This window comes from Listeria cossartiae subsp. cossartiae, assembly GCF_014224155.1.
GTDB lineage: Bacteria > Bacillota > Bacilli > Lactobacillales > Listeriaceae > Listeria > Listeria cossartiae.
In genome coordinates, this window is the sequence record NZ_JAASUI010000001.1 from 180,320 (window position 1) to 201,877 (window position 21,558).

Annotated in this window: 17 protein-coding genes; 11 read left to right on the forward strand and 6 right to left on the reverse strand. The window is 39.2% G+C overall.

The genetic code is table 11. The annotated features are described in order from the left end of the window. Positions 1–10: 10 nt before the first annotated feature. From HCJ30_RS00875 to HCJ30_RS00890, 4 genes are all read right to left on the reverse strand, one after another. Entirely contained in the window at positions 11–1,261 is a 1,251-nt protein-coding gene (locus tag HCJ30_RS00875; RefSeq protein WP_185390597.1) for an FtsW/RodA/SpoVE family cell cycle protein, read from the reverse strand. Then, complete coding sequence (locus tag HCJ30_RS00880) at positions 1,258–1,689, reverse strand: PadR family transcriptional regulator (protein ID WP_185390598.1); 432 nt, start codon at positions 1,687–1,689, stop codon at positions 1,258–1,260. Before HCJ30_RS00880 ends, HCJ30_RS00875 begins: the two co-directional genes overlap by 4 nt. A 2-nt stretch (positions 1,690–1,691) precedes the next feature. Then, positions 1,692–2,240, reverse strand: coding sequence for a sigma-70 family RNA polymerase sigma factor (locus tag HCJ30_RS00885; RefSeq protein WP_185390599.1), 549 nt, complete (start codon positions 2,238–2,240; stop codon positions 1,692–1,694). Between the two features lie 181 nt (positions 2,241–2,421). Next, positions 2,422–3,279: a GRP family sugar transporter gene (locus HCJ30_RS00890; RefSeq protein WP_185390600.1), complete on the reverse strand. Its 858-nt coding sequence runs from the start codon at positions 3,277–3,279 to the stop codon at positions 2,422–2,424. Positions 3,280–3,439: 160 nt separating this feature from the next. Between HCJ30_RS00890 and HCJ30_RS00895 the strand changes: the two genes are divergently transcribed. The 6 genes from HCJ30_RS00895 (at position 3,440) to HCJ30_RS00920 (ending at position 10,551) form a co-directional block, all read left to right on the forward strand. Continuing rightward, positions 3,440–5,401 (forward strand): BglG family transcription antiterminator, encoded by a 1,962-nt coding sequence (locus HCJ30_RS00895; protein WP_185390601.1) that lies wholly within the window; start codon positions 3,440–3,442, stop codon positions 5,399–5,401. Continuing rightward, entirely contained in the window at positions 5,401–5,865 is a 465-nt protein-coding gene (locus tag HCJ30_RS00900; RefSeq protein WP_185390602.1) for a PTS sugar transporter subunit IIA, read from the forward strand. Before HCJ30_RS00895 ends, HCJ30_RS00900 begins: the two co-directional genes overlap by 1 nt. Beyond that, a complete protein-coding gene (locus HCJ30_RS00905) occupies positions 5,862–6,182 on the forward strand; it encodes a PTS fructose transporter subunit IIB (RefSeq protein ID WP_003722977.1) in 321 nt (106 codons plus the stop codon). Before HCJ30_RS00900 ends, HCJ30_RS00905 begins: the two co-directional genes overlap by 4 nt. 12 nt (positions 6,183–6,194) lie before the next feature. After that, positions 6,195–7,301 carry a PTS fructose transporter subunit IIC gene (locus tag HCJ30_RS00910; RefSeq protein ID WP_039119679.1) on the forward strand — a complete coding sequence of 369 codons (1,107 nt, stop codon included), beginning with the start codon at positions 6,195–6,197 and terminating at the stop codon, positions 7,299–7,301. Positions 7,302–7,316: 15 nt separating this feature from the next. Next, positions 7,317–9,899 carry an alpha-mannosidase gene (locus HCJ30_RS00915; protein WP_185390603.1) on the forward strand — a complete coding sequence of 861 codons (2,583 nt, stop codon included), beginning with the start codon at positions 7,317–7,319 and terminating at the stop codon, positions 9,897–9,899. Positions 9,900–10,035: 136 nt separating this feature from the next. Beyond that, positions 10,036–10,551 carry a hypothetical protein gene (locus tag HCJ30_RS00920; RefSeq protein ID WP_185390604.1) on the forward strand — a complete coding sequence of 172 codons (516 nt, stop codon included), beginning with the start codon at positions 10,036–10,038 and terminating at the stop codon, positions 10,549–10,551. 153 nt (positions 10,552–10,704) lie between these two features. On the opposite strand, the gene HCJ30_RS00925 is transcribed toward HCJ30_RS00920, so the two are convergent. Continuing rightward, positions 10,705–10,809, reverse strand: coding sequence for a type I toxin-antitoxin system Fst family toxin (locus HCJ30_RS00925; RefSeq protein ID WP_185390605.1), 105 nt, complete (start codon positions 10,807–10,809; stop codon positions 10,705–10,707). 169 nt (positions 10,810–10,978) lie between these two features. Next, positions 10,979–11,854: a LysR family transcriptional regulator gene (locus tag HCJ30_RS00930; RefSeq protein ID WP_185390606.1), complete on the reverse strand. Its 876-nt coding sequence runs from the start codon at positions 11,852–11,854 to the stop codon at positions 10,979–10,981. Positions 11,855–11,969: 115 nt separating this feature from the next. Here HCJ30_RS00930 and HCJ30_RS00935 point away from each other — a divergent pair, with 115 nt between their 5' ends. From HCJ30_RS00935 to HCJ30_RS00955, 5 genes are all read left to right on the forward strand, one after another. Continuing rightward, entirely contained in the window at positions 11,970–12,539 is a 570-nt protein-coding gene (locus HCJ30_RS00935; RefSeq protein ID WP_185391555.1) for a DapH/DapD/GlmU-related protein, read from the forward strand. Positions 12,540–12,552: 13 nt separating this feature from the next. Beyond that, complete coding sequence (locus HCJ30_RS00940; RefSeq protein WP_185390607.1) at positions 12,553–13,299, forward strand: SDR family oxidoreductase; 747 nt, start codon at positions 12,553–12,555, stop codon at positions 13,297–13,299. A gap of 323 nt (positions 13,300–13,622) precedes the next feature. Continuing rightward, the gene (locus HCJ30_RS00945; protein ID WP_260444399.1) at positions 13,623–20,264 is read left to right on the forward strand and encodes a DNRLRE domain-containing protein; all 6,642 of its coding nucleotides are present in this window, start codon (positions 13,623–13,625) and stop codon (positions 20,262–20,264) included. A gap of 2 nt (positions 20,265–20,266) precedes the next feature. After that, positions 20,267–20,680: a YxiG family protein gene (locus HCJ30_RS00950; RefSeq protein WP_185390608.1), complete on the forward strand. Its 414-nt coding sequence runs from the start codon at positions 20,267–20,269 to the stop codon at positions 20,678–20,680. A 157-nt stretch (positions 20,681–20,837) separates the two neighbouring features. Then, entirely contained in the window at positions 20,838–21,392 is a 555-nt protein-coding gene (locus tag HCJ30_RS00955) for a hypothetical protein (protein ID WP_185391605.1), read from the forward strand. Positions 21,393–21,558: the final 166 nt, after the last annotated feature.

Consider the following 21,558-nt stretch of genomic DNA (forward strand, 5'->3'; position numbering starts at 1 on the left):
TTACACTAAATTAATTTACCAGTGTAGATTCTACAATATCCTTTCGTCGATAAACGTTCAGAATAAGGCCGAGTAGGGCAGCGTAGACTAGTAACATGCTTCCCCCATAACTGATAAACGGCAGGGGTACTACCATGATTGGGACTATTCCGAGACCCATAAGAATATTCCAACAAGCTGGAACGGTAAATAATACAGCCCCTCCGATTGTTAATAATCTACCGAATAAATCCTTTGTTTTAAAAGCGTTTCGTGAAATCCGTATTATAAATACAAGTAGTAGTAGACAAAGGGAAATTCCGAATACCCAGCCTAGAGAATAGACGAGAAATGGGAAGACAAAATCTGTATGTGCTTCAGGGATTGTTAGATTGTTGTGAAGTCCCTTACCGAACCAACCAGCTTTTGAAAGAATTTCTTTCAAAGGTATGATTGTATCAGAGAGGTAGCTACTAGGTGCTTTATGAATCATCGTACTAATGAAAATAATACCTACAAGCAAATTACCCAGTGCTACTTTAATGGCAAATCGGTTATGACGATAATAAAAAATATACATTACTAATACACACAAGAAGTACATAATAACAAATACAAATCGGTTAATCATGGCGTAAGAAATAACTGGTGCCCAAAATAGGCTTAATAGCAATGCTGTTTTTTTCCAACCTTTAAACGTATTCATTTTGGTGAAAATACCAGCCCATGCGATGAAGAATAAAAATAAGGATATAGCTGGACTATCAATCATCATACCCCAGAGAGACATCCATCTTCCTCCTCCAGTAAGCGAAAAGCCAACTAAAAAAGGTGTGAAAAATAGTATTAAGGCAGCCCCGTAAAAATACATCCACAAATTTTTCAGTTTCCTATAATCAAAGAAAAGAAATCCAATCAGAGCAAGAACAGCAAGGGCGAGCCAGACAATTTGTTTTTTCATGAATGAAGAATTAGATGCTACTACATCACTCATTAGTGGAAGAAAACTAATACCGGCAAGTAGGATAAATAACGCAATAAGGAGCCAATCCATTCTTGGTTTATGAAGCTGATTCATGTTTCTGCCAACAGTCGAGGGATCTCCCATTTCCTGCATCGCCTTTTTATCCGCATCCTCTATAGATAATCCTCTTTTTTGAAAGGAGTGACTTAGCTCTTCCAGATGATGACTAAGCTCTTTTTTTATCATACTGTGGGCTTGTTTGGATTTTACTTTTGAGATTACTTTACTTAAATATGCCTCGAATTTAGATGAACTCACAAAGAAACCTCCTCAATTAAATTTTTCAGTGGTCCACGTTGCTTAGAACCTCTTATTTCAAAAGTTGCTACAAATTTTTTCCCTTTCGCAGTTAGGGAATAATATTTCTTATCTTCTATCCATTTTGATGATAGGATTTTCTTGTTTTCAAGTAGATGTAACAGGATATAAAGCTGCCCTTCATTGTTTTTAAAGCTAAGTTCATTTTTTTGAAATAGTTGGGTGGAAATTTCGTACCCATGCTTTGCTTCGCCTTGCAGTGCATCTAATATGTTTTGAAGTGTTTCTGCTTTCCAAGAATGAAGCTCTAAGTGTGATTGTTTCTTCCGGATGGCTGCTTTTACCGCATTTTTTCTCTCATCGGAAAAAGAAAAATCCTCAAAATCTTTTTTGATAGAATCCTTTAAATTATGGAATGGATCAGTCATGATTAAACCTCCTTTTTCATCTTGTTCTTTAATAATTCTCTGGCTTGTTTTAACCTGGTTTTTAATGTATTGCTATTTACACCAGTAATCTTGCTGATATTTGCCAAGGAAAGTTCTTCGTAGTAATGTAAGAAAACTACTTCCCGGTACTTTACTGGTAAATCCATAACAGCGCTCGTTAAGCTGTTTGTTATGTCTTTTGTGATGATTTCCTCTTCAACGTGTTTTGATTTGGACGGAAGATAATCCCAAATTTTATCGCTGAAATTTAGTTTGCGATAATGCCAACTACCCAAATAATCTTTACAATGATTAATAGCGATTCGATATAGCCACGTTTTTATGGATGACTTGTTATTAAACTGACCTAGTTTTTCATAGCATTTAATAAATATCTCTTGCGTTAAATCCTCCGCTGTCGTTCGATTTTTTACATAGGAAAAAACTAGATGCAGTACATCATCGCTGTAGTTATCCATCAATTGGCCGATAATTTGTTCTGTATTTTCTAGGCTATTAATGTTAATGCCTATTTCTTCAAGTTCAGTCATTTAAGTTTCACCTTCTTCTGCAATATTAGACGAAGCAAGTATCATTTTGGTTTGGAAAAGTTTAAAATAAATCTTTTATTTAGTATTCATCTCATTAGTAAAGTATTCACTATCTGTTAAAAATACGCAATAAAAAAAGACTGTAAACAAAATGATTTTTCGCTTTGTTCACAGTCTTTTTCTATTTCAATAAACTAAGGAATACGACGCCGACCATAATTAGCAGTATGCCGGAAAGGATAAACGTCCATTCTAGCGGGCTTTTTTTCTGTTTGAAAATGAGGATGCCGCCGATTGTTGCGACGATTACGCAGGCTTGCGAAATCGAGAAACTCGTTGCGACACCAAGAACGGCGGTAGCTAAGAACATGCCTAGATTCGCAATCGACCACGACAACCCGGTCATTAAGTTGAATGTGACATTTTTTCGGGAAATTGCTTGTTTTTTCGCTAAGTTAATACCAATGGCGCATGTCAGCATCCCGAGTGCTTGTGGTAAAATGATAGAAAAGCCAGTAACATCAAAAAGCTGGTTTGTCACTACGTAAAGCGTTAAAAAGAAGGAAGATAGAATAACGATACCGTAGACATGAAATGAAACCGACTCCGTGATATGATTCCCGCGTTTTTGAAACCCGGTCATTACTACCCCAATCAAGATTAAAATTACTGCAACAACTCCAATGACAACAGCCGTAACCGTTTGCCATTCTCGGAACACGAGAACTGCGAAAAGCGTTGCGCCAACTAGTTGTGTTCCGTTTGAAATCGGCATTGCCTTCGCGACACTAGAAGCCGCAATCCCTTTAAACTGTAGTAATTGTCCAAAACTCCAAAAGATACCCGAAACAAAACTCACTATAAAAGAAAGAACTGTTATTTCTGGTGATAAAATCCAGAATAAAATGAAAGCAAATAATAGCGCACTAATCGATGTCCCCAGTAGTTGTTCCTCGGGGGTGCTTTTTCGTAAGTTCGCAATTATCGGCATAAATCCCCACCCAAGAACAGGGAGTAACGCAATAAGATAAATAGACATAAATAAGCTTCCTTTCTAGGTTAGTGGTGCTATTTAAATCTACCATTCTCCAAAATGAACAGCAATATCCCAAAATTACGGTATTCAATGCGGTAATTTTCGTAGTTTTCTGGGGATGAGTCTTTGTAATAGAATAAGCGTAGGGAAAGGAAAATTAAAAATGAAAGCGGTAACGAAAATGATTGCAAATCGCGAAAAAAATATCATTCAGTTTCTAATGAAGACAGGCCAAACACGTGTTGGAACTATCGCGAATCATCTCGGACTTTCAGAAAAAACTGTCTCAAATTCACTGAAGGAAATCGATATTTTTCTAAAGGATTTTGATATGACAGTGGTCCGAAAACCAAAAATCGGTGTGTATATTGAAGGTGATAATAAGGCTTTTGCCGAAGTTAGCCGATTCCTAGATAACCAAGTCAGCCAAATCCCATCAACGAAAGAAGAACGGGTTATCTACATTTTCAGTAAATTGCTTAAAGCAGACGACTATATCACGATTCATCAACTGGCAGACGAACTTTACATTAGCCGGAGCACGATTGAGAAAAACATGATGGAAGTCACAAAAATGCTGGAAAAAGAAGGGATTACCTTATATAAGAAACCTAGTAAAGGTATGAAGCTGCTTATTAGCGAACGAGAAAAACGTGCCTTAACATCGAAATTTATTACTAATTTTTGGGGTAACAACTGGTATCTAAAGCAAGAAGGCGAAAAAGTACTCCAAGCATTTGATACGATTCAGGCTGATGTTACTGGGATTTTCCCGGAAGAAGGCTTGAAAGAAATCATTGCGATTGTGCAAGAATTCAGTGAGCGTCATGATTTTGCTTTTACAGATTATGCATTTCAGTCGATTGTGATTCACCTTGCGATTGCAGTAGAGCGAATTCGCGAAGGCGAGTATGTGGAAAATGTTGAGAGCGACCCGATGAAAGATGTGTTTGAGTCACAGCGTAACAACACGGAAATCTTAGTTGGCATGCTGGAAGAACGTTTGGATATCAAAATTCCGGCTTTCGAAGTTGGCTATATTCAGCTTCATTTAACAGCTGCTTATAATCAACAACATGATGAACTGCTCGTTAATACTCCGCCGCAAGAGGACGATGTCGCTGATTTTGTCAGTAAGTGTTTAGCGGAAGGGAATTATGACAAGGGCTTGCTGGAAGACCTGACGACACATATGAAATCCGCCATTAACCGTTTAAAACTTGGCATGCATTTTAAAAATCCGTACCTTAGCAAAATTAAGCAAAACTTTCCCCAAGCGTTTGAAGAAGCGCTATATTTTAAAGCTAAATTCGAACAAAAGTACGATGTGCAAGTGAACGAAGATGAAACGGCGTATATTGCGCTACATTTTGAAGCATACAAAGAAAGAAGTCGCTCTTTCCCCGACCAAATTCGAGTGGTTCTTGTATGCAGTACAGGGCTCGGTTCATCCAGATTACTCGCAGCTAGAATTAAAAAATATTTTCCAATGATTACGATTGAAAAAATACTGTCCGTTCAGGCGTTAATGGAAACCGAAGTTGATGTGGATCTAGTCATTAGCACAATCTACCTCGAACTAGAGGACATTCCAAGCATTGTTGTAAGCCCGATGATGAGTAAGGCGGATTTACAACAAGTTGAAAGCCAAATCGAACGTACACGACGCAAGAAAAAGAATCGCAGCCAACCATTCGTTGATTTAATTAAGCCAAAAACCATTTTTGCGAAGTTAGATGTTGCGACGATGGAAGAAGCGATTGCGAAAATTGGCGACAAATTGGTGGAGCAGGGTATTGCTAAGCTAGGCATCGTGGAAAGTGCGCTGAAAAGAGAAGCGTTATCGTTCACTTCTTTTGAAGAAATGGCGACACCGCACGCAGAACCAGCGCTAATCAATGAATCGCGCATTGTCATCGCGACACTGAAACACCCAGTGAAATGGGGCTTGGTCGATGTGGATAAAATCTTTTTTATCGCTTTGACAGAGCAAAATGGTATTAATTTAGACGCGATGTACGAACAATTTTATAAATATATTGATAATAAAAAATGGCTAGAAAAGCTGACGCAACTAAAAAGTGCCGCAGAAATTTATGAGCATTTGTTAAAGGATGGGATGTAATGGAAGTAAAAGATATTTTAACTAAAGAATTAGTCGTTTTTGATTTAGAAGCGACAACCAAAGAAGCCGCAATTGAAGAAATGGCAGAAATGTTGGATGAACGTGGTATTTTAGCGGATAAAGCGACTTATGTTCGAGCAGTTTTGGAACGTGAAGCACATTCAACAACCGGAATAGGTAATAACATTGCTATCCCACACGGAAAAAGTGAAAGTGTCACAAAATCGGCCATCGTTTTTGCAAGAACGAAAGCCATGATCGAATGGGAATCGCTTGATGACGAACCGGTAAACATGATTTTCTTACTGGCAATTACGGATTCCGACAAAACAGACGGTCATTTAAAAATCCTTGCTGAAATTGCAACAAAACTTATGGACGATGATATTGTTGAGAATTTAAAAAGTACAAGAGATCAAGAAGAAGTTATTCGAATTTTAAATGGAGGCGTAGTAGAGATATGAAACGTAAAATTATCGCAGTAACCGCATGTGCGACAGGAGTGGCACACACATATATGGCAGCGCAAGCCCTAAAAAAAGGCGCGAAAAAAATGGGCAACCTCATTAAAGTAGAAACACAAGGCGCGACAGGAATTGAAAATGAATTAACCGAAAAAGACGTAAACATTGGTGAAGTTGTCATTTTCGCAGTAGATACAAAAGTACGTAACAAAGAACGTTTTGACGGTAAAGTCGTGCTGGAAGTTCCAGTAAGCGCACCGATTAAAGATGCAGAAAAAGTAATCAACGCAGCACTTGCGTTAATTGACGAAAAATAAGGAGGATCTACCATGTTCAGAAAAATTGGGAGTGAACTGAAAAAACACGTTTTAACAGGTATTTCATATATGATTCCGCTCGTTATCGCGGGTGCCGTAATTATGGCGATTGCGCGGGTTGGCGGTTCGTTTTTCGGAATTACAGATATTTGGGACGCGAAATATGCAGACAGTGCGAATAGCCTGATTTCGTTACTGCATAGTTTAGATGGTTTTGGTGGCTTGGCGCTAGGAATGATGTTCCCGGTTATTGCCGCATTTATCGGATATTCCATTTCGGACAAATTAGCACTGGCACCAGGTCTTGTTGGTGGTTTGTTAGCACGTGATATCGGCGCAGGTTTCCTTGGGGCACTGGCAGCTGGTTTAATCGCTGGTTACACATGTCTATTGATTAAAAAATACGTGAAACTGCCAAAAGCGGCGGCTTCGATTGTACCAGTATTTTTAGTACCAGTTTTTGGCACACTTATTACCGTTCTTATTATTAATTATGTTGTTGGTATTCCTTTTGCAGATTTAAATACAGCCCTTGAAAATTGGCTAAATGGTATGTCTGGATCGAACCAAATTCTAATGGCGGCAATTATTGGCGCGATGGTTGGTTTTGACTTAGGTGGACCTGTAAATAAAGCAGCTGTAACAACGGCGATGGCACTTTTGACAAGTGGAATTTATGCACCAAATACAGCAGCACAAGTAGCAATCATCATCCCACCACTTGGTCTTGGTTTAGCAACATTAATCGCGAAACGTAAATACAATACAGAAATGCGTGAAGCAGGGAAATCATCGCTTATTATGGGGCTTGTTGGGATTAGTGAAGGGGCAATTCCTTTCGCCGTAGAATCTCCACTTAAAGTTATTCCAGCTACGGTTCTTGGTTCTGCTGTCGGCGGCGCACTGGCTGTAGGTCTTGGCGCAATTAACCAAGCGCCAATCAGTGGTTTTTACGGCTGGTTCACTGTAGAAAATTGGCCAGTTTATATTTTAGCGATTGCAGTTGGGACGCTCATTGTTGCGGGAATGTCAGTCGCTTTACGTAAAGCAAGTGCTGGCGAGGAAATGGCTGGTTCAAGCTACGATGACGAAATTGACGAAGCAGAATGGGAAGCTTAAAAAACGGAGGTAACTATGGTTAAAGCACATATTGTGAACCATACGCATTGGGACCGAGAGTGGTATTTCACCTCGGCCGATGCACTGGTTCTAAGTGAACAACTTTTTACAGAAGTAATTGACGAATTAAAAAAGCACCCAGAAGCAAACTTTGTACTTGATGGACAATTGTCGATTTTAGACGATTATGTCGCACTTTATCCGGAAAAATTAGCGGATATTAAACAGCTGATTGCGGATGAACAACTTTTCATTGGTCCGTGGTTTACGCAAACAGATGCCTTTTTCGCGCACGGTGAGTCGATTTTGCGCAATGCGATGATTGGGATTTTTGACAGTAAAAAATACGGCGACTATATGAAAATCGGTTATTTGCCGGATACATTTGGGTTTAATGCCCAAATACCAACGTTGCTTGAGCATGCTGGCTTTGATAATGTGATTTTCTGGCGCGGAATTCATTTAGGCGAGCACGTCGAATCTCCGTATTTCAAATGGCAAGGACTTGGTGAGGAAACTTCGATTTATGCGATTAATATGCCACAAGGTTACGGCACGGGGATGCTACTTGAGCCAACATCGGCATACGTGGATGGACGCCTTGATCCAGCAATTGATTTTATTGAAAAATATAGCAAGACGACCGAAGTGTTAATTCCATCGGGGAATGATCAGCTAAATATTATTAGCAATTTTGCGGAAAAACTGGCAGAAATCAACAAAATGGGGCGCCATGATTATCAACTTAGCACCTATCAAGATTTTATTCAATATGTAAGAGAGTTGCCCGATTTAGAGAAATATCGCGGCGAATTTAGAAGCCCAGTGCTGGCACGCGTGCATAAAACTATTGGCTCCAGCCGAATGAATATCAAGCTGAAAAGCGCGTCACTCGAGCAAAAACTGCTAACGCGGATCGAACCGCTACTTGTGATTGCTAAGGCATCCGGTATTTCCATCAGCGAGCGTTTACTAATGCACACGTGGAAAAAACTGCTAGAAGGCCAAGCGCACGATAGTTTGGCTGGCTGCGTTTCCGATCCTGTTGCCGAAGATATTTTGCACCGGATGAAGGAAGCCGATGAGCTGTGTGATAGCATTGAAAATACAATTGTGAAGAAAATTGCCGATGATTTGGTACTTGCCGCGAATGAAATTATCATTTTTAACACCGATTTACATGATTTTGATGGATTTAAAGAAATTCAAGTAGTAACTGAGCATAAAAATATCCATTTCCCAGCATTTCCGGATGCGACGATTGTCCAAGAAGAATTCATCCCATCGCGTGAAAATGTGCTAGAAGAAACGCCAGCCGGTAACCGATTTATTGAAGAGCCAGGCTATTATGTGCTTCAAGTACGCATCAAAGTGGAGCTGCCGGGGCTTGGTTACCGTGTGATTGCTTTTGAAGAGAATGATCGCGAACTGGATTCGATGGTTGCTTCCAATGATGTGGCAATTGCGAATGATTTCTACAAAATCACTTTTGAAAATGGCGAAATCGCGCTTGAAAAAGCAAATGGCGAGCGTACAACTTCCTTTATTACGTTGGAAGATGATGTGAACGCTGGAGATACGTATGATTATTCACCGCTAGCCGGAGATATTGCAGAATTATTCACTTTTTCCGAAGCAAAAACGGAGAAATCAAGTGAAGTCGAACGTTTAATTTTAACTGGAAAGAACGATTTTCCACTAGACCGTTTGACAAAAGAAGGCCAAGGCGAGTTACAAATTGAGCTGATTTTAGAACTGAAAAAAGGTAGCGAACTGCTAGATGTTAAAATCGAAGTGGACAACCAAATCAAAAACCACCGATTACGCTTGAAAGTAAATACAGGCGTGAAAACAGATTACAACATCGCCTCGCTTCCATTCGGATACATCCAAAGAAAACCAGTTGTACCAGCGAATTGGCAAGAAACATACAGCGAAATGCCTATTGATATCGAGCCGCTAGAACAAAGTGTGACGCTAACAAATAAAGCAAAAAGCTGCACCATTTTCACACGCGGCGTCAAAGAATACCAACAATTGGATCAACAGTTAGCACTGACGCTACTCGCAACAACCGGACAACTTGGGAAACCTGATTTAGCTTACCGCCCAGGCCGAGCATCAGGCGACACAACGAAAAAAGGCCACGTGCTCATCGAAACAACCGGCGCTCAACTACTCGGCAAACATGAATTCTCACTCGCCATCTATCTCGGCGACCTAGCTTTCGACGAACACAAAACCGCAGAACGCACCAAAATTTTCAACCAAGCAAACGTGTCCTACCAACGCCAACCTTTCAATCATTTTTTACACCGTTTAGACAATAAAATCCAGAAAACCGAACGAAAATTAGGCGCGAAGCAAACGTTAGGCATGTTGAATTTACCAGAAAAATACTTAGTTTCGGCGTGTCATCCGTCGTATTATGCAGCGGATAAATACATCATCCGCATTGAAAATCCAACCAACGCACCGCAAAAGTTGGAATTACCGGATGTAGCATTTGACTATGTGAACGCTATTGAAGAAATCGTCGAAAATCAAGACAACATGATTCCAGCATATGGTGCTGTGACATTGCGATTAGGAATATAGAAGGAAAACTTGCTCAAAGCTTTTAGGTTGAGCAAGTTTTTATTTGCGTGGGATTGCATTGAAGTATTAAACATGATATCTTTGGGATGAAAACGCTTAAATTAGCAGCACCATTTTCAAAAAAGGAGATAGAGAAATGAACCGACAACAATTAGAAAGATTAGATCAGAGTTATATCTATGAAGTATACGCAGATAAGGAAGAAACAAACGAATTTTATATGGGATACATAAAAGCAATTTTTAAAAAGTATATTATAATGGAAAATTATCATAGAAGTGGTCAATTTGATGGTTTTGTTATTATCGCAAATGAAAATATTTTTAAAGTACAAAAAGATACCAAATATCTGGAGCCCTATAAAAACGTAAAACCACCACAAATGCAAATGCCGGAATTAAGTAGCAAAGGAGATACCCTTTACAATTTTCTTCATTGGACGAAAGAAAATAAGAAAGTAGTGGAGCTAACAACGGTTTGGGATGAACTAATTATTGGTGAGATTGACGTGCTTGATGATGAATTAGTATCTATGAATATCCTTTCGTCCGATGATTTTTCACCAGATGGACAATGTTGTATTGAGTACGAATCTGTCCTAGATATGTGTGTTGATACTTTGAAATTGCAGTTTATGGATTCGAATTGTTAAAATGTTTTATTTTTCCATGTGAATGTCCCCTTGAGTTGTATTTTTCCTAATAAGTGTTATAATAAAGTTGGAAAATGAATCATTTAATGCACAAAAATCCCCGAGTCCGGCTAAAGACCTCGGGGATTTTCTTGTGGTTAGAACGGTTGCCGTCTACTTATGTTTTTTATCACTACGATGTTCTAACCAATATTTGTAGGTAGCTAAAGTAATTCCTACAAAAATCGGAGCGATAAGACTGAAAAAAAATAGAATCATTTAATGCACCTCCCTTCAGACGAACAATGTTCCTATTGTTCGTCTGAAGGTAGACGACTTAATTATTATAGCACGCTCACATAATTTAAAGAGATGTTTTAAAGAATAAAAATAAATCCATAAAAAGCAGCAATAAAACTAATTTTAGTTGTATTGCTGCTTTTTTTACTTATTTTGTCATTTCTTTTTCTATCAACTTCAAAAATTCCTTCGCTGCGCTCGAAAAAGTGGGGTTCTTTTTCCAAACAATGCTTATGCCAGCAGTGAGGGGTGGCGAAAAAGGAATAAATTTCAAATTCGTATTGTCCGTGTTGATAATGCCATCGATACAAAGAATACTGGCAATATTTTCTTTAGCTAAAAGCGAGGCATTATAAAGCAAATTATATCTACCAATCACATTCAATTGTTCGAAATGTCCTCCTAACCAATTTGCTAGTTGATTATCTACGAAAGTTTGATTCGAAACCATTATTGGATTTTCTTGAATATCACCGGGAGTTATAACTTCTTTTTGCGCTAAAGGATGGGCTGTATTTACTAAAATTCCCCATCTGTCTACTAAAGAAAGCTGCAAATATTCGTATGCCTGCATTTCAACAGGATTAATGACCAACCCAAAATCCAGCAGCCCGTGCTCAATTTTTTCTAAAACATCGTCGGCGTTACCACTATGTAGTTGAAACGTAATCTCGGGATGTATTTCTCTCAGCTGATGAATGACACTACCAATAAACTCAAACCCCCTCGTTTCCCCAGCACCTATCGTTATTTTCCCACTAATTGTTTCATTTTGTAGCAAGTTCGAAGTTGTTAATTCGACTAAAGATAAAATCTCCTTCGCACGATTTGCCAAGTAAACCCCATCTTCTGTTAAGGTAATAGAACGATTTCCGCGAATAAACAGCGTTATACCTAACTCTTCCTCAAGTTCCTTCAATTGTTTAGAAAGCGTTGGCTGAGAAAGATGAAGTACTTCCGCCGCTTTACTAATCGTCTTTTCACGAGCGACAGTTAAAAAATAATTTAACACACGTAATTCCATGAGGCTCTCCTTCCTATAACCAAAACGAATAGTTGGCTATGATTTATAAGTATTATTCAATTATAACTTTTCTCCGTATAATTAAGAAGTAAAAGATTTTCGGGGGGGAGAGCGCATAATGATACAAGATTTACAGAAAAGAATTGTCGGTAAAGAAATTCTGCAAGGATCAAATCTTTCAAATGAAATTCATGAGGTAAAGCAAAACAACGAACAATTAATCGTCGAACTAAATACCAAATATCATTCAAAAAAAGAAATAACGAAATGCCTCAGTGAAATCACCGGAAAACCTGTGGATTCCTCTGTGGAGGTTTCACTTCCTTTTTACAGTGATTTTGGTAAACATATTACTTTTGGAAAAAATATCTTTATCAATTTGAATGTAACTTTCGTGGATTTGGGCGGGATTACGATTGAAGATAATGTCTTAATTGGCCCAGGAGCAAGACTTGTGACCGTCAACCATTTAGTTAGCCCGAAAAAGAGACGTGGCTTAAGAGTAGCCCCAATTTGTGTGAAGAAAAACGCCTGGATTGGCGCAAATGCAACGATATTATCAGGCGTAACAATCGGTGAAAATGCGATCATTGCTGCGGATGCTACCGTCACAAGAGATGTCCCAGCAAACGTTGTCGTCGCCGGAAGCCCCGCCAAACAAATTCGTAAAATTATTGAGGAATAAGGAGAGATAACCAATGACAATCAAAAACAAAGTAATTATCATAACTGGAGCATCATCCGGAATTGGTGAAGCAACAGCCTTACTTTTAGCCGAAAAAGGGGCGAAAGTAGTTCTTGCTGCTCGTCGCGTGGAAAAGCTGGAAAAAATTGTTCAAACCATTAAAGCGAGTTCAGGTGAAGCAATTTTTGCCAAAACGGATGTAACAAAACGTGAAGATAATAAGAAATTAGTAAAATTAGCGATTGAAACATACGGAAAAGTGGATGCAATCTTTTTAAATGCGGGAATAATGCCGAATTCGCCATTATCAGCTTTAAAAGAAGACGAATGGGAGCAAATGATTGATATCAATATTAAAGGTGTGCTAAATGGAATTGCGGCGGTGCTGCCTTCTTTCATGGCTCAAAAATCAGGACACATCATCGCAACTTCTTCTGTAGCAGGATTAAAAGCATATCCCGGCGGTGCTGTATATGGCGCGACTAAATGGGCAGTCCGTGACCTAATGGAAGTATTACGAATGGAGTCAGCCCAAGAAGGAACCAACATCCGCACTGCGACCATTTATCCAGCAGCGATCAATACGGAATTACTAGAAACGATTACAGATAAAGAAACCGAGCAAGGAATGACCAATTTATATAAACAATATGGCATCACACCTGATCGTATCGCGAGCATTGTTGCTTATGCCATTGAGCAACCCGAAGACGTAAACGTAAATGAATTCACAGTAGGTCCAACTAGTCAACCGTGGTAAGTGGAAAAACCTTGAACGGAAGAATTATCGGTTCAAGGTTTTTTTGCGGAATTGAGCATAATTATTCTGATAAAGAGTTAATTTTAGTTAAGAGAATTAACAATTCAAATAAAAAGTAAAAATTTTACATTCTGCATAACCCAAAACCAAAAAAACATGCTATAATGATTTTGTTAAATTTGGAAAAGGACCAGTTTTATCTCAATTAAAACTGGTCCTTTTTTAGAAAGAGGGGGATAGTGAGGTTGTTAGTAGGGAGATAGAAAATAGAGAAATTGGTAAGACATCGAATGATATGACATTGAAAAGGGAGAGCTTGATACATGAAAATACATGCAAAAGCAAAGAAAGTATTAGTGAGCCTGATAGCCATTATGTTATTCCTTTCACTAATACCTGGTTATGCACCAACGGCGGAGGAGACGTCGACTGGGGTAGCAGCACCAGAAACGGAAGCGGGAGAAAAAGCACCAACAGAAGTTAAAGAAGAACGAACAGAAAATGAAGTGGTTTTTGATAACCACGACGGGAGTTTTACGAAGCAAATCTTTGCGGATCCTATCAATATGGAAGTTGATGGCGAGATGAAACGCATCGATGCGAATGTGGAGAAAGAAGCAGATTCTGACATGATTGTTCCAAAACAAACCCCATTAGAACTAGGCTTCTTAGACAAAATGGAAGACGGGGCATATCAGAAACTAACGAAAACTGGAGCAGAAGTTACTTTTCGCTTAAAAGGAGCACGTACAGGCGAGGATGAACAAGCAGTAACGGACCAACCAGCGACGTATAAAGAAAATGAAGTTACTTACGCAGATGTATTTCCTAAAACGGATTTACGGCATTTAACTTTTCCACAATCAGTAAAAGAAGACTTAGTACTACATGAACCAAATCAAGTAGATACGTATGTTTATCAAATTGAAACAAAACTAGATTTAGAGCTAGCAGAGAATGGCGATGTGCTATTCAAAAATAAATCGGACGAAACAATGTATACGCTTCCGAAACCAGTTATGACAGATTCCAACGTTGGAGCTGAAACTGGCGAAGCAGCGTTATCCGAAAATGTTTCCTTTGAAGTAAAACAACTGACAAAAACAGTGTATGAACTACAATTAAAAGTAGACACAGCATGGTTAAATGATGCTGCGCGTGAATATCCTGTTTATATTGATCCATCTGTCCGGTTAGATGAAGTTTATAATGCTAACATCAATTCAGCTAAACCGACAGAAACCAATATCGGGAGCAAACTTTGGGATTCTGGCCAAAATGCTTACACGTTAAAACTCGGTAAATGGGACAATTCAACAGGAAATAATGCCGCCTTTTTAAAAATGGATACGTCCACTTTAAACAAAGCGACTGTTTCTAAAGCAACGTTAAAAGTCTATAACATTTGGCACATGTCTCCAACGGTTAAAAATGATCTTTGGTATTACGAAGCCAATGCAAAATGGTCCCCGTGGCAAGTAACATGGAACACAGTACCTCCTGTAACTAGATTAGGTAGTGTTAATGTTGGTCGTGGCGAATGGGCTAATTTAGACGTAACTAAAACAGTCCAAGCATGGGCAAGTGGAACGCGTGTGAACAACGGTTTCCGCCTAGGTACGAACATCGATCAAAATTATTGGAAAAAAGTTGTAGCAAGTGAAAATAATAAAAACTATCCTTATCTGGAAGTAAATTATACGTACCCACAACCGGAAAAGCCTACTGTAAAAACGAACTCGAATGGAGTAGGTACTGGAACAGGCTTCATGGATGTATCTTGGAAGGCCGTTCCAGGAGCGACAAGTTATAATATCGTTATTTCTGACGGATACAAATACGAGTATATAAATACAAAAAGTGCAGCAACGACATGGAGCACTAAAGGAAAGAAAATTTTCCCAACAGATGACGAAATTGCTAATGGTGAATTTGAATTCCATCATGATGGCAAAGGAACTGAATTCGCCCTTGATCCGCGAGCACAATATGAAAATGCGTTTCAAGCCGGAAGTACTTTTGGACTGCGCAATTTAACGCGCTATCTATTTAGAGTGCAAGCCGTTTTCCCGGGTGGAGAAAGCCCGCTATCCGATTTAGTATTTGCCTACATGCCAATCGAAAAACCACAACCAACTGCTGCGAAAGCTTATTCTAACTTAGCGCATAAAGAAACAGGTTACGTGGAACTTAACTGGGAAAAGAGCCCAATGGCGGACGGCTATAAAGTACTGGTCTTCAACGGTAAAGCCTACGAAGAATACGATGTCGGCGCAGAGACAAAATGGACAACTCAAAACAAAGGAATTTGGCCAACTAAAGAAGAGATTGCAGATGGTAAATTTGCCCTTCATCATGACGGAAAAGGCGCCGAACTAGCAAAAGATCCTTCACCAGTTTATACCAATTCTGGCGGGAATTATAAAGAGCGCAAAAATTACTGGTTCCGAGTTATTGCATATCAAAAAGCAGGAAATAACGCCACAAGTATCCAATCCGAACCAGCAACGCCAACTATTCCAGAAGTAGTAAATAAACAACTAGGAATGGTGGACTACTGGACAAGTGTCCCAGTACGCGGCGGGCAAGTGAACGCAACAAATGGAAACTTTTTATTCCATGAAACAGATTTCAATTTAGAAGGTCGCGGCCCAAGCATTAACGTCGACCGTACTTTTAACAGCCAAGATGACGCAACAGGAATTTTCGGTAAAGGCTGGACAAGTACCCTCGAAGAAAGACTTATTGAAGAAGAAAACGGCAATATCTTATGGGTGGAATCGGATAAAAAAGTCCATCGTTTCACTAAAAAAGGCGACAAATATGAGGCCCCACCAGGCATTTATTCAGAAATCACTAAAAACGCAGACGGCTATTTGAAAATAGAAGAAGATAAGTCAGAAACACGCTTTTTAGCTGATGGACGATTAAAATCCGAAAAAGATACAAAAGGCAACGAATTAACATACGCGTATACCGATGGAAAACTAACAAGCATGCGCGACGCTTCCGGGCGTACCGTAACTTTAGCGTATGAAGGCGAGCTAGTAAAAGAGCTAGTTGGACCAGAAGACCGGAAAATCAGCTACACCTATAATGACAAACAAGAGCTAATCAGTTCATCAACTGCCCGCGGAAAACTATATCGCTACGGCTACACGGATGGCTTATTAACAGCAGTTTATGATCCAAAACACACAGAAGAAAAACCATACGCAACAACCTTTGTCTATGAAGAGGAAAAACTAACAGAAATAACCGATCCAGTCGGCAAAAAAACCACCCTTTCCTACGATAAAGAAGAACAAAAAACTACTTTAACAAACGAGAAAAAGAAGAAAACCGTTTATTTATACAACGATGCTGGAAATCCCAAGAAAGAAATCGTGGATGCAGAAGGCCTCAAATTAACAACGACCTACACGTATGAATCAAACAATCTAGTAAAAGAAGTAAATCCTAAGGGTCAAGAAGAAACATACTCTTACGATGCGGATGGCAATGTCACGCAAATGACAGATGCATACGGAACAGAATCATACACTTACAATGATAACAACGATGTAACAAGCGCAACTGACACAGAAGGCCGCAAAACAACCGTGGCTTATGACGGAGCAGATGCGGTATCAGAAACACTTGCGACAGAATCCCAAGTATCCTCTGTAACGCAGTATGACGCTTTTGGTAACCCTGTCCGAGGTAGTGGTGAACTTTCCTCAGGCGGCAATTTACTTCAAAACAGCGGCTTTGAAAAAGGTGCAGGAGTTTCCAACTGGACACTAATTCAATCTGATGCAAAAGGAAGCATGACATTCGATAGTACACAGTCAGCTCCAGGAGCACTTGGCGGTAGCGGCTCTGTTAAACTAACTAGTGAAGCAAACTCTACTGTAAAAGGTTATTCATCCGTTACCCAACGCGTCGATGTAGAACCAGAAACAACGTATACATTTAGCGCCTGGATTAAAACATCCGGAATGACAAACGCCGATGCACTTCTCATTGGACGTTTACAAGACGCGAATGCAAAAGATATTACCGATGCTGGTGTATGGCAATCCAACCGTGCGACATCCATCAAAAAGAATGGCGACTGGGTAAAACGCCAATTAACCTTTAAAACATCCAAAAACACGCGCCAAGTATTGCTTTATTTGGATAATGAACAACCAGCTCCACATAAAGGAAAAGCAACCATTTGGTACGACAATGTTCAATTTGAAAAAGGTAGTGTTGCTTCCAGTTACAATCCAGTAGTCAATAACAGTTTTGAAAATCACAATGGAACACTTCCGACTGGTTGGATGCGAACAGGTAATACCGCGCTAACACAAGCAAAAGTAGTCGATAATCAAAGCCACAGCGGTGATAGCGCCGTTTACTTCGAGCGAAAAGCGACAAGTGAAGCCTACACGCATATTGTGCAAGATGTACCTGTAAATCAAAAAGAAGCAAAAGCATTAACGATTTCAGCGCTTTCCAAATCAGAAGATGCCAAATCAAATGGCTCTGTTACAACGATGTCGAACGATTATTCTGTATGGGGAACAATATATTATCAAGATGGCACAACATCTTCCGTACAAGGTCAATTCCCACTAGGAACGAACGACTGGAACCGAAGTGCCGTAGTTGTTAAACCAACCAAACCGATCAAAATGATTAAAGTCTATACAATGTTCCGCAACGGTTTAACAGGGAAAGCTTGGTTTGACGATGTACGTGTTATAGAAGGCGAAGTATTAACGAAAAATGAATACGACGCTTCCGGCAACTACGTAACAGCCAGCTATGACGAAGAAGGCCGTAAAATCAGCTTTACTTACGACATTTACGGCAACAAAACATCCGAAACAGACGAAAAAGGCAACAAAAAAACTTTAACCTATGATGCCGACAACGCACTTATAGACACAAAACTAGCAAACGGCACATCCGTAGCCTATAAGTACGACGACAATGGCAACACAACTGAAAAAAATGTCACTGCATCCGGCAAAACGCAAAAAAATATCTATGAATATGACGTAGATAACAAAATCACCGCATTCACCGACGCACTCAATCGCACAATCAAGTACGAATACGATGCAGCCGGTAATGAAACAAAAGCAATCATGCCAACTGGTCGCGTAACCGAAAGCACATACGATTCCGCTGACCGTATGGATGGCATCAAATGGAATGACAAATTAGCATTCAAATTCCAATACGATCCAAACGGCAACCAAACAAAAGTAACCGACGAAATTAACAGCATCGTCACAGACAAAACTTATGACGATGCCAACCGAATCACCAAAGTAGCCGAACGAGGTGGCAACGTAAGCTACACTTACAAAGACAAACCAACAAAAGACAACAAAGGAAAAACAGACAAAGTCGGCGAAGTAGCCATCAACCACGGCGACTACACAGCAAAAACAACATACACTTACAACGACTTAGACCGAAATACCCGCGTAAACGATGGAAGCAAAAACGCCTATTTCGAGTTTGACGAATTTGGGAACATCAACGTCTACACAGCAGGAAACGGCACCGCAGCTAACTACACATACGATAGCACGCAAAAAATCACCAACGCAGCTATTAGTAGCGCAAATGGCACCCAAATTTTAGACGAAAACTACACTTATGATGCAGCAAGCAATCGCACGAGCATCGATAACAAACAAACCGGAAAAACAACCTACGAATACGACGCAGTCAACCAACTGACCAAAGAAACACTACCAAACGGCACTGTCAAAGCGTACACGTATGATGGTTTTGGAAACCGTACACAAGTAGCAATCAGCGGAAGCGAGACAAAAACAATTGCCGCAAGTTATAATGATGGTAATCAACTAGTTTCGTGGAACGGAGAAGCGCTGACGTATGACGCCAATGGTAACCGTACAAGCGATGGCAAGTTCACGTATACATGGGATACCGGAGACCGTTTAAGCAGCATCACGAAAAAAGGTGAGAGCGAGCCGTTTACGAGTTATACGTACGATGATGATAACCGCCGCTTGTCGAAAACCGTCAATGGCGTGACGACGAATTATCATTATGATGGCGATAGTATTGATGTTCTGTATGAAACTGATGGTGATGGAAAAGTTGTTCGTCAGTATGTTTATTCGGATGATAATGTTCGTTTAGCAATGAAGATGAATGGCAAAACCCTCTATTATCACTATAATGCGCATGGCGACGTAATTGCACTCACGGATGAAGCAGGTAAGATTGTCGCAGAATATGCGTATGATGCTTGGGGAAATGTGCTGAAAAACACTGCCTCTACAGAAGAAGCCAAAGCCAATCCTTATGCATATGCGGGATATACGTATGACAAGGAAATCGAACAATATTACTTGATGGCGCGTTATTACGAACCAGAGCAAGGTGTGTTTACTGCTTACGATCCAGACCCAGGCGATGAAGATGATCCGCAGACGATGAATGGGTATAATTATGCGAATAATAATCCAGTGATGTATGTGGATCCTGATGGGCATTGGGTTTGGTTAGCTGTAAATGCTGGATTTGCTATTTATGATGGTTATAAATCTTATAAAAAAACAAAAAGTTTTAAAAAAGCAGGAGTAGCCGCATTTAAAGGAGCTCTTGGTGGTGGTAAAATAAAAATTTTAAAGAGGGCTTATAAAATTGCTAAAGCTGGTGGTAAATTTACTAGTTCTTATAGAAAAGCTAAAAAAGTTTCAAAAGCTACAGGAGGAAAAATAAAAAGAGCTAAAAATAAAAATGGTTTTGTCGTGACAAAAGGTAAAAATACTGTTCGATTTATGGGGAAAGGATCAGGCCAGCGAAAGAAGGCATATTATAGATTGAGCAACAATAAAAAGGGAGCTAAAAACAGGGCAGGGGCTTATACTAACAATAAGGCGGAGACCCATATCAACTATCATTTAGGCTGGAAAAAGAATGCTATTAAACATTTAGGGAGGAGATAAACATGTCATTGAAAAGGAAAATGAACACTATAAATCAAGCGATATTAAAAGAGTTGTATAAATACCCTGAAAAAAGACTTCATAAAACGCATGTGAATTTACGCAAGTCCAACTTGGAATTTGTATTTGCTGAAAATGCTGAAGATATTCAACCGCTAGTATTAATAATAGAGGGGGTAACGGCTTATTATTTTCAACGTAATTACGGAGAAAGTAGATTTGATTTAGACACGGATGAAAGTTCGTTGTTACTACTAGAAACGCTTGAAGTAGTGATGCCTCCTTTTAAAATAGGAGAGGATAGAGCGGATTTTATTGCTGAAGGAAATCTGATTCTTGAGTTAGATGAAATAAGCTATGTTATAGAATGTAAAAAAATTAAATTAAACGATGTAGTTTTTAATTTAGATGAATGAATATCAATAAAGAAGATATCATCATCGTTCATTTTGACGACACGTTAGAACCAGAAGTTAGGGGAGAATTAGCATTAAAAACAACTTAAAAATGAAATTCCAATCGGTAAAGTTAAATACTATGAAATAAATAATCATAGGTAAGGAGGAACCAAAAATGTCCACAAAATTCATGTACGAAAGATTACTAAAATGCCAAGAAGCAAATAAACTAGTAGCCATCTATGCATCACGCGAAGACGATTATTTCGAGGCGGGCTACATTGAAGCAGTTACAGCGAGTGATGTTATGTTCCGCTCGCGACGTTCGGACGGTTACGAAGAGGGACATGTTGTTCTTCCGTTAGAATTAGTGTACCGAATAGAAATTGACACAACACATTTAAAAACAGCCGAACTACTCGCAAAACATCTCAATCAACCAATCAGCTCAGGATTATTTGAGAAAGCACCAAACAAAAAGCATTCTCTTTTCGAAATTGCCGCTGATTATGTACACCAAAGCAAAGAGATAATCTTTATTGACATCATAGGCGACGAGACGCCAGCAATTGGAATGATCGCTGAAAATGAATATGAAGGATTAGAAATTACTTTAGTGGATGACGAAGGTCGATTAGATGGAACTTGTTGGATAAAAAAAGAAGATATTCTAGCTCTGCGTTTCGGCGGCAGTGTCGAACAAGATTTGATGAACAAACTAAAAAAATAAACTAAGAATAAGCCCTCCACTTTTACAGGGAGGGCTTATTATAAAAATAAGAGATGTAAATAATACATATAATAATAAACACTGCGGGAGCATATGATTGAATAATAAAAGAAATACTTAACTTGAATTCGAATAATTAAAAAATAAAGTGTATCTGCTATACAAC

Coding starts and splice junctions, on each gene's coding strand:
- HCJ30_RS00895 (WP_185390601.1), top strand. CDS start 3,440: ATGAAAGCGGTAACGAAAATGATTGCAAATCGCGAAAAAAATATCATT.
- HCJ30_RS00890 (WP_185390600.1), bottom strand. CDS start 3,279: ATGTCTATTTATCTTATTGCGTTACTCCCTGTTCTTGGGTGGGGATTT.
- HCJ30_RS00885 (WP_185390599.1), bottom strand. CDS start 2,240: ATGACTGAACTTGAAGAAATAGGCATTAACATTAATAGCCTAGAAAAT.
- HCJ30_RS00900 (WP_185390602.1), top strand. CDS start 5,401: ATGGAAGTAAAAGATATTTTAACTAAAGAATTAGTCGTTTTTGATTTA.
- HCJ30_RS00910 (WP_039119679.1), top strand. CDS start 6,195: ATGTTCAGAAAAATTGGGAGTGAACTGAAAAAACACGTTTTAACAGGT.
- HCJ30_RS00880 (WP_185390598.1), bottom strand. CDS start 1,689: ATGACTGATCCATTCCATAATTTAAAGGATTCTATCAAAAAAGATTTT.
- HCJ30_RS00925 (WP_185390605.1), bottom strand. CDS start 10,809: ATGATTCTATTTTTTTTCAGTCTTATCGCTCCGATTTTTGTAGGAATT.
- HCJ30_RS00930 (WP_185390606.1), bottom strand. CDS start 11,854: ATGGAATTACGTGTGTTAAATTATTTTTTAACTGTCGCTCGTGAAAAG.
- HCJ30_RS00945 (WP_260444399.1), top strand. CDS start 13,623: ATGAAAATACATGCAAAAGCAAAGAAAGTATTAGTGAGCCTGATAGCC.
- HCJ30_RS00940 (WP_185390607.1), top strand. CDS start 12,553: ATGACAATCAAAAACAAAGTAATTATCATAACTGGAGCATCATCCGGA.
- HCJ30_RS00905 (WP_003722977.1), top strand. CDS start 5,862: ATGAAACGTAAAATTATCGCAGTAACCGCATGTGCGACAGGAGTGGCA.
- HCJ30_RS00955 (WP_185391605.1), top strand. CDS start 20,838: ATGTCCACAAAATTCATGTACGAAAGATTACTAAAATGCCAAGAAGCA.
- HCJ30_RS00950 (WP_185390608.1), top strand. CDS start 20,267: ATGTCATTGAAAAGGAAAATGAACACTATAAATCAAGCGATATTAAAA.
- HCJ30_RS00920 (WP_185390604.1), top strand. CDS start 10,036: ATGAACCGACAACAATTAGAAAGATTAGATCAGAGTTATATCTATGAA.
- HCJ30_RS00915 (WP_185390603.1), top strand. CDS start 7,317: ATGGTTAAAGCACATATTGTGAACCATACGCATTGGGACCGAGAGTGG.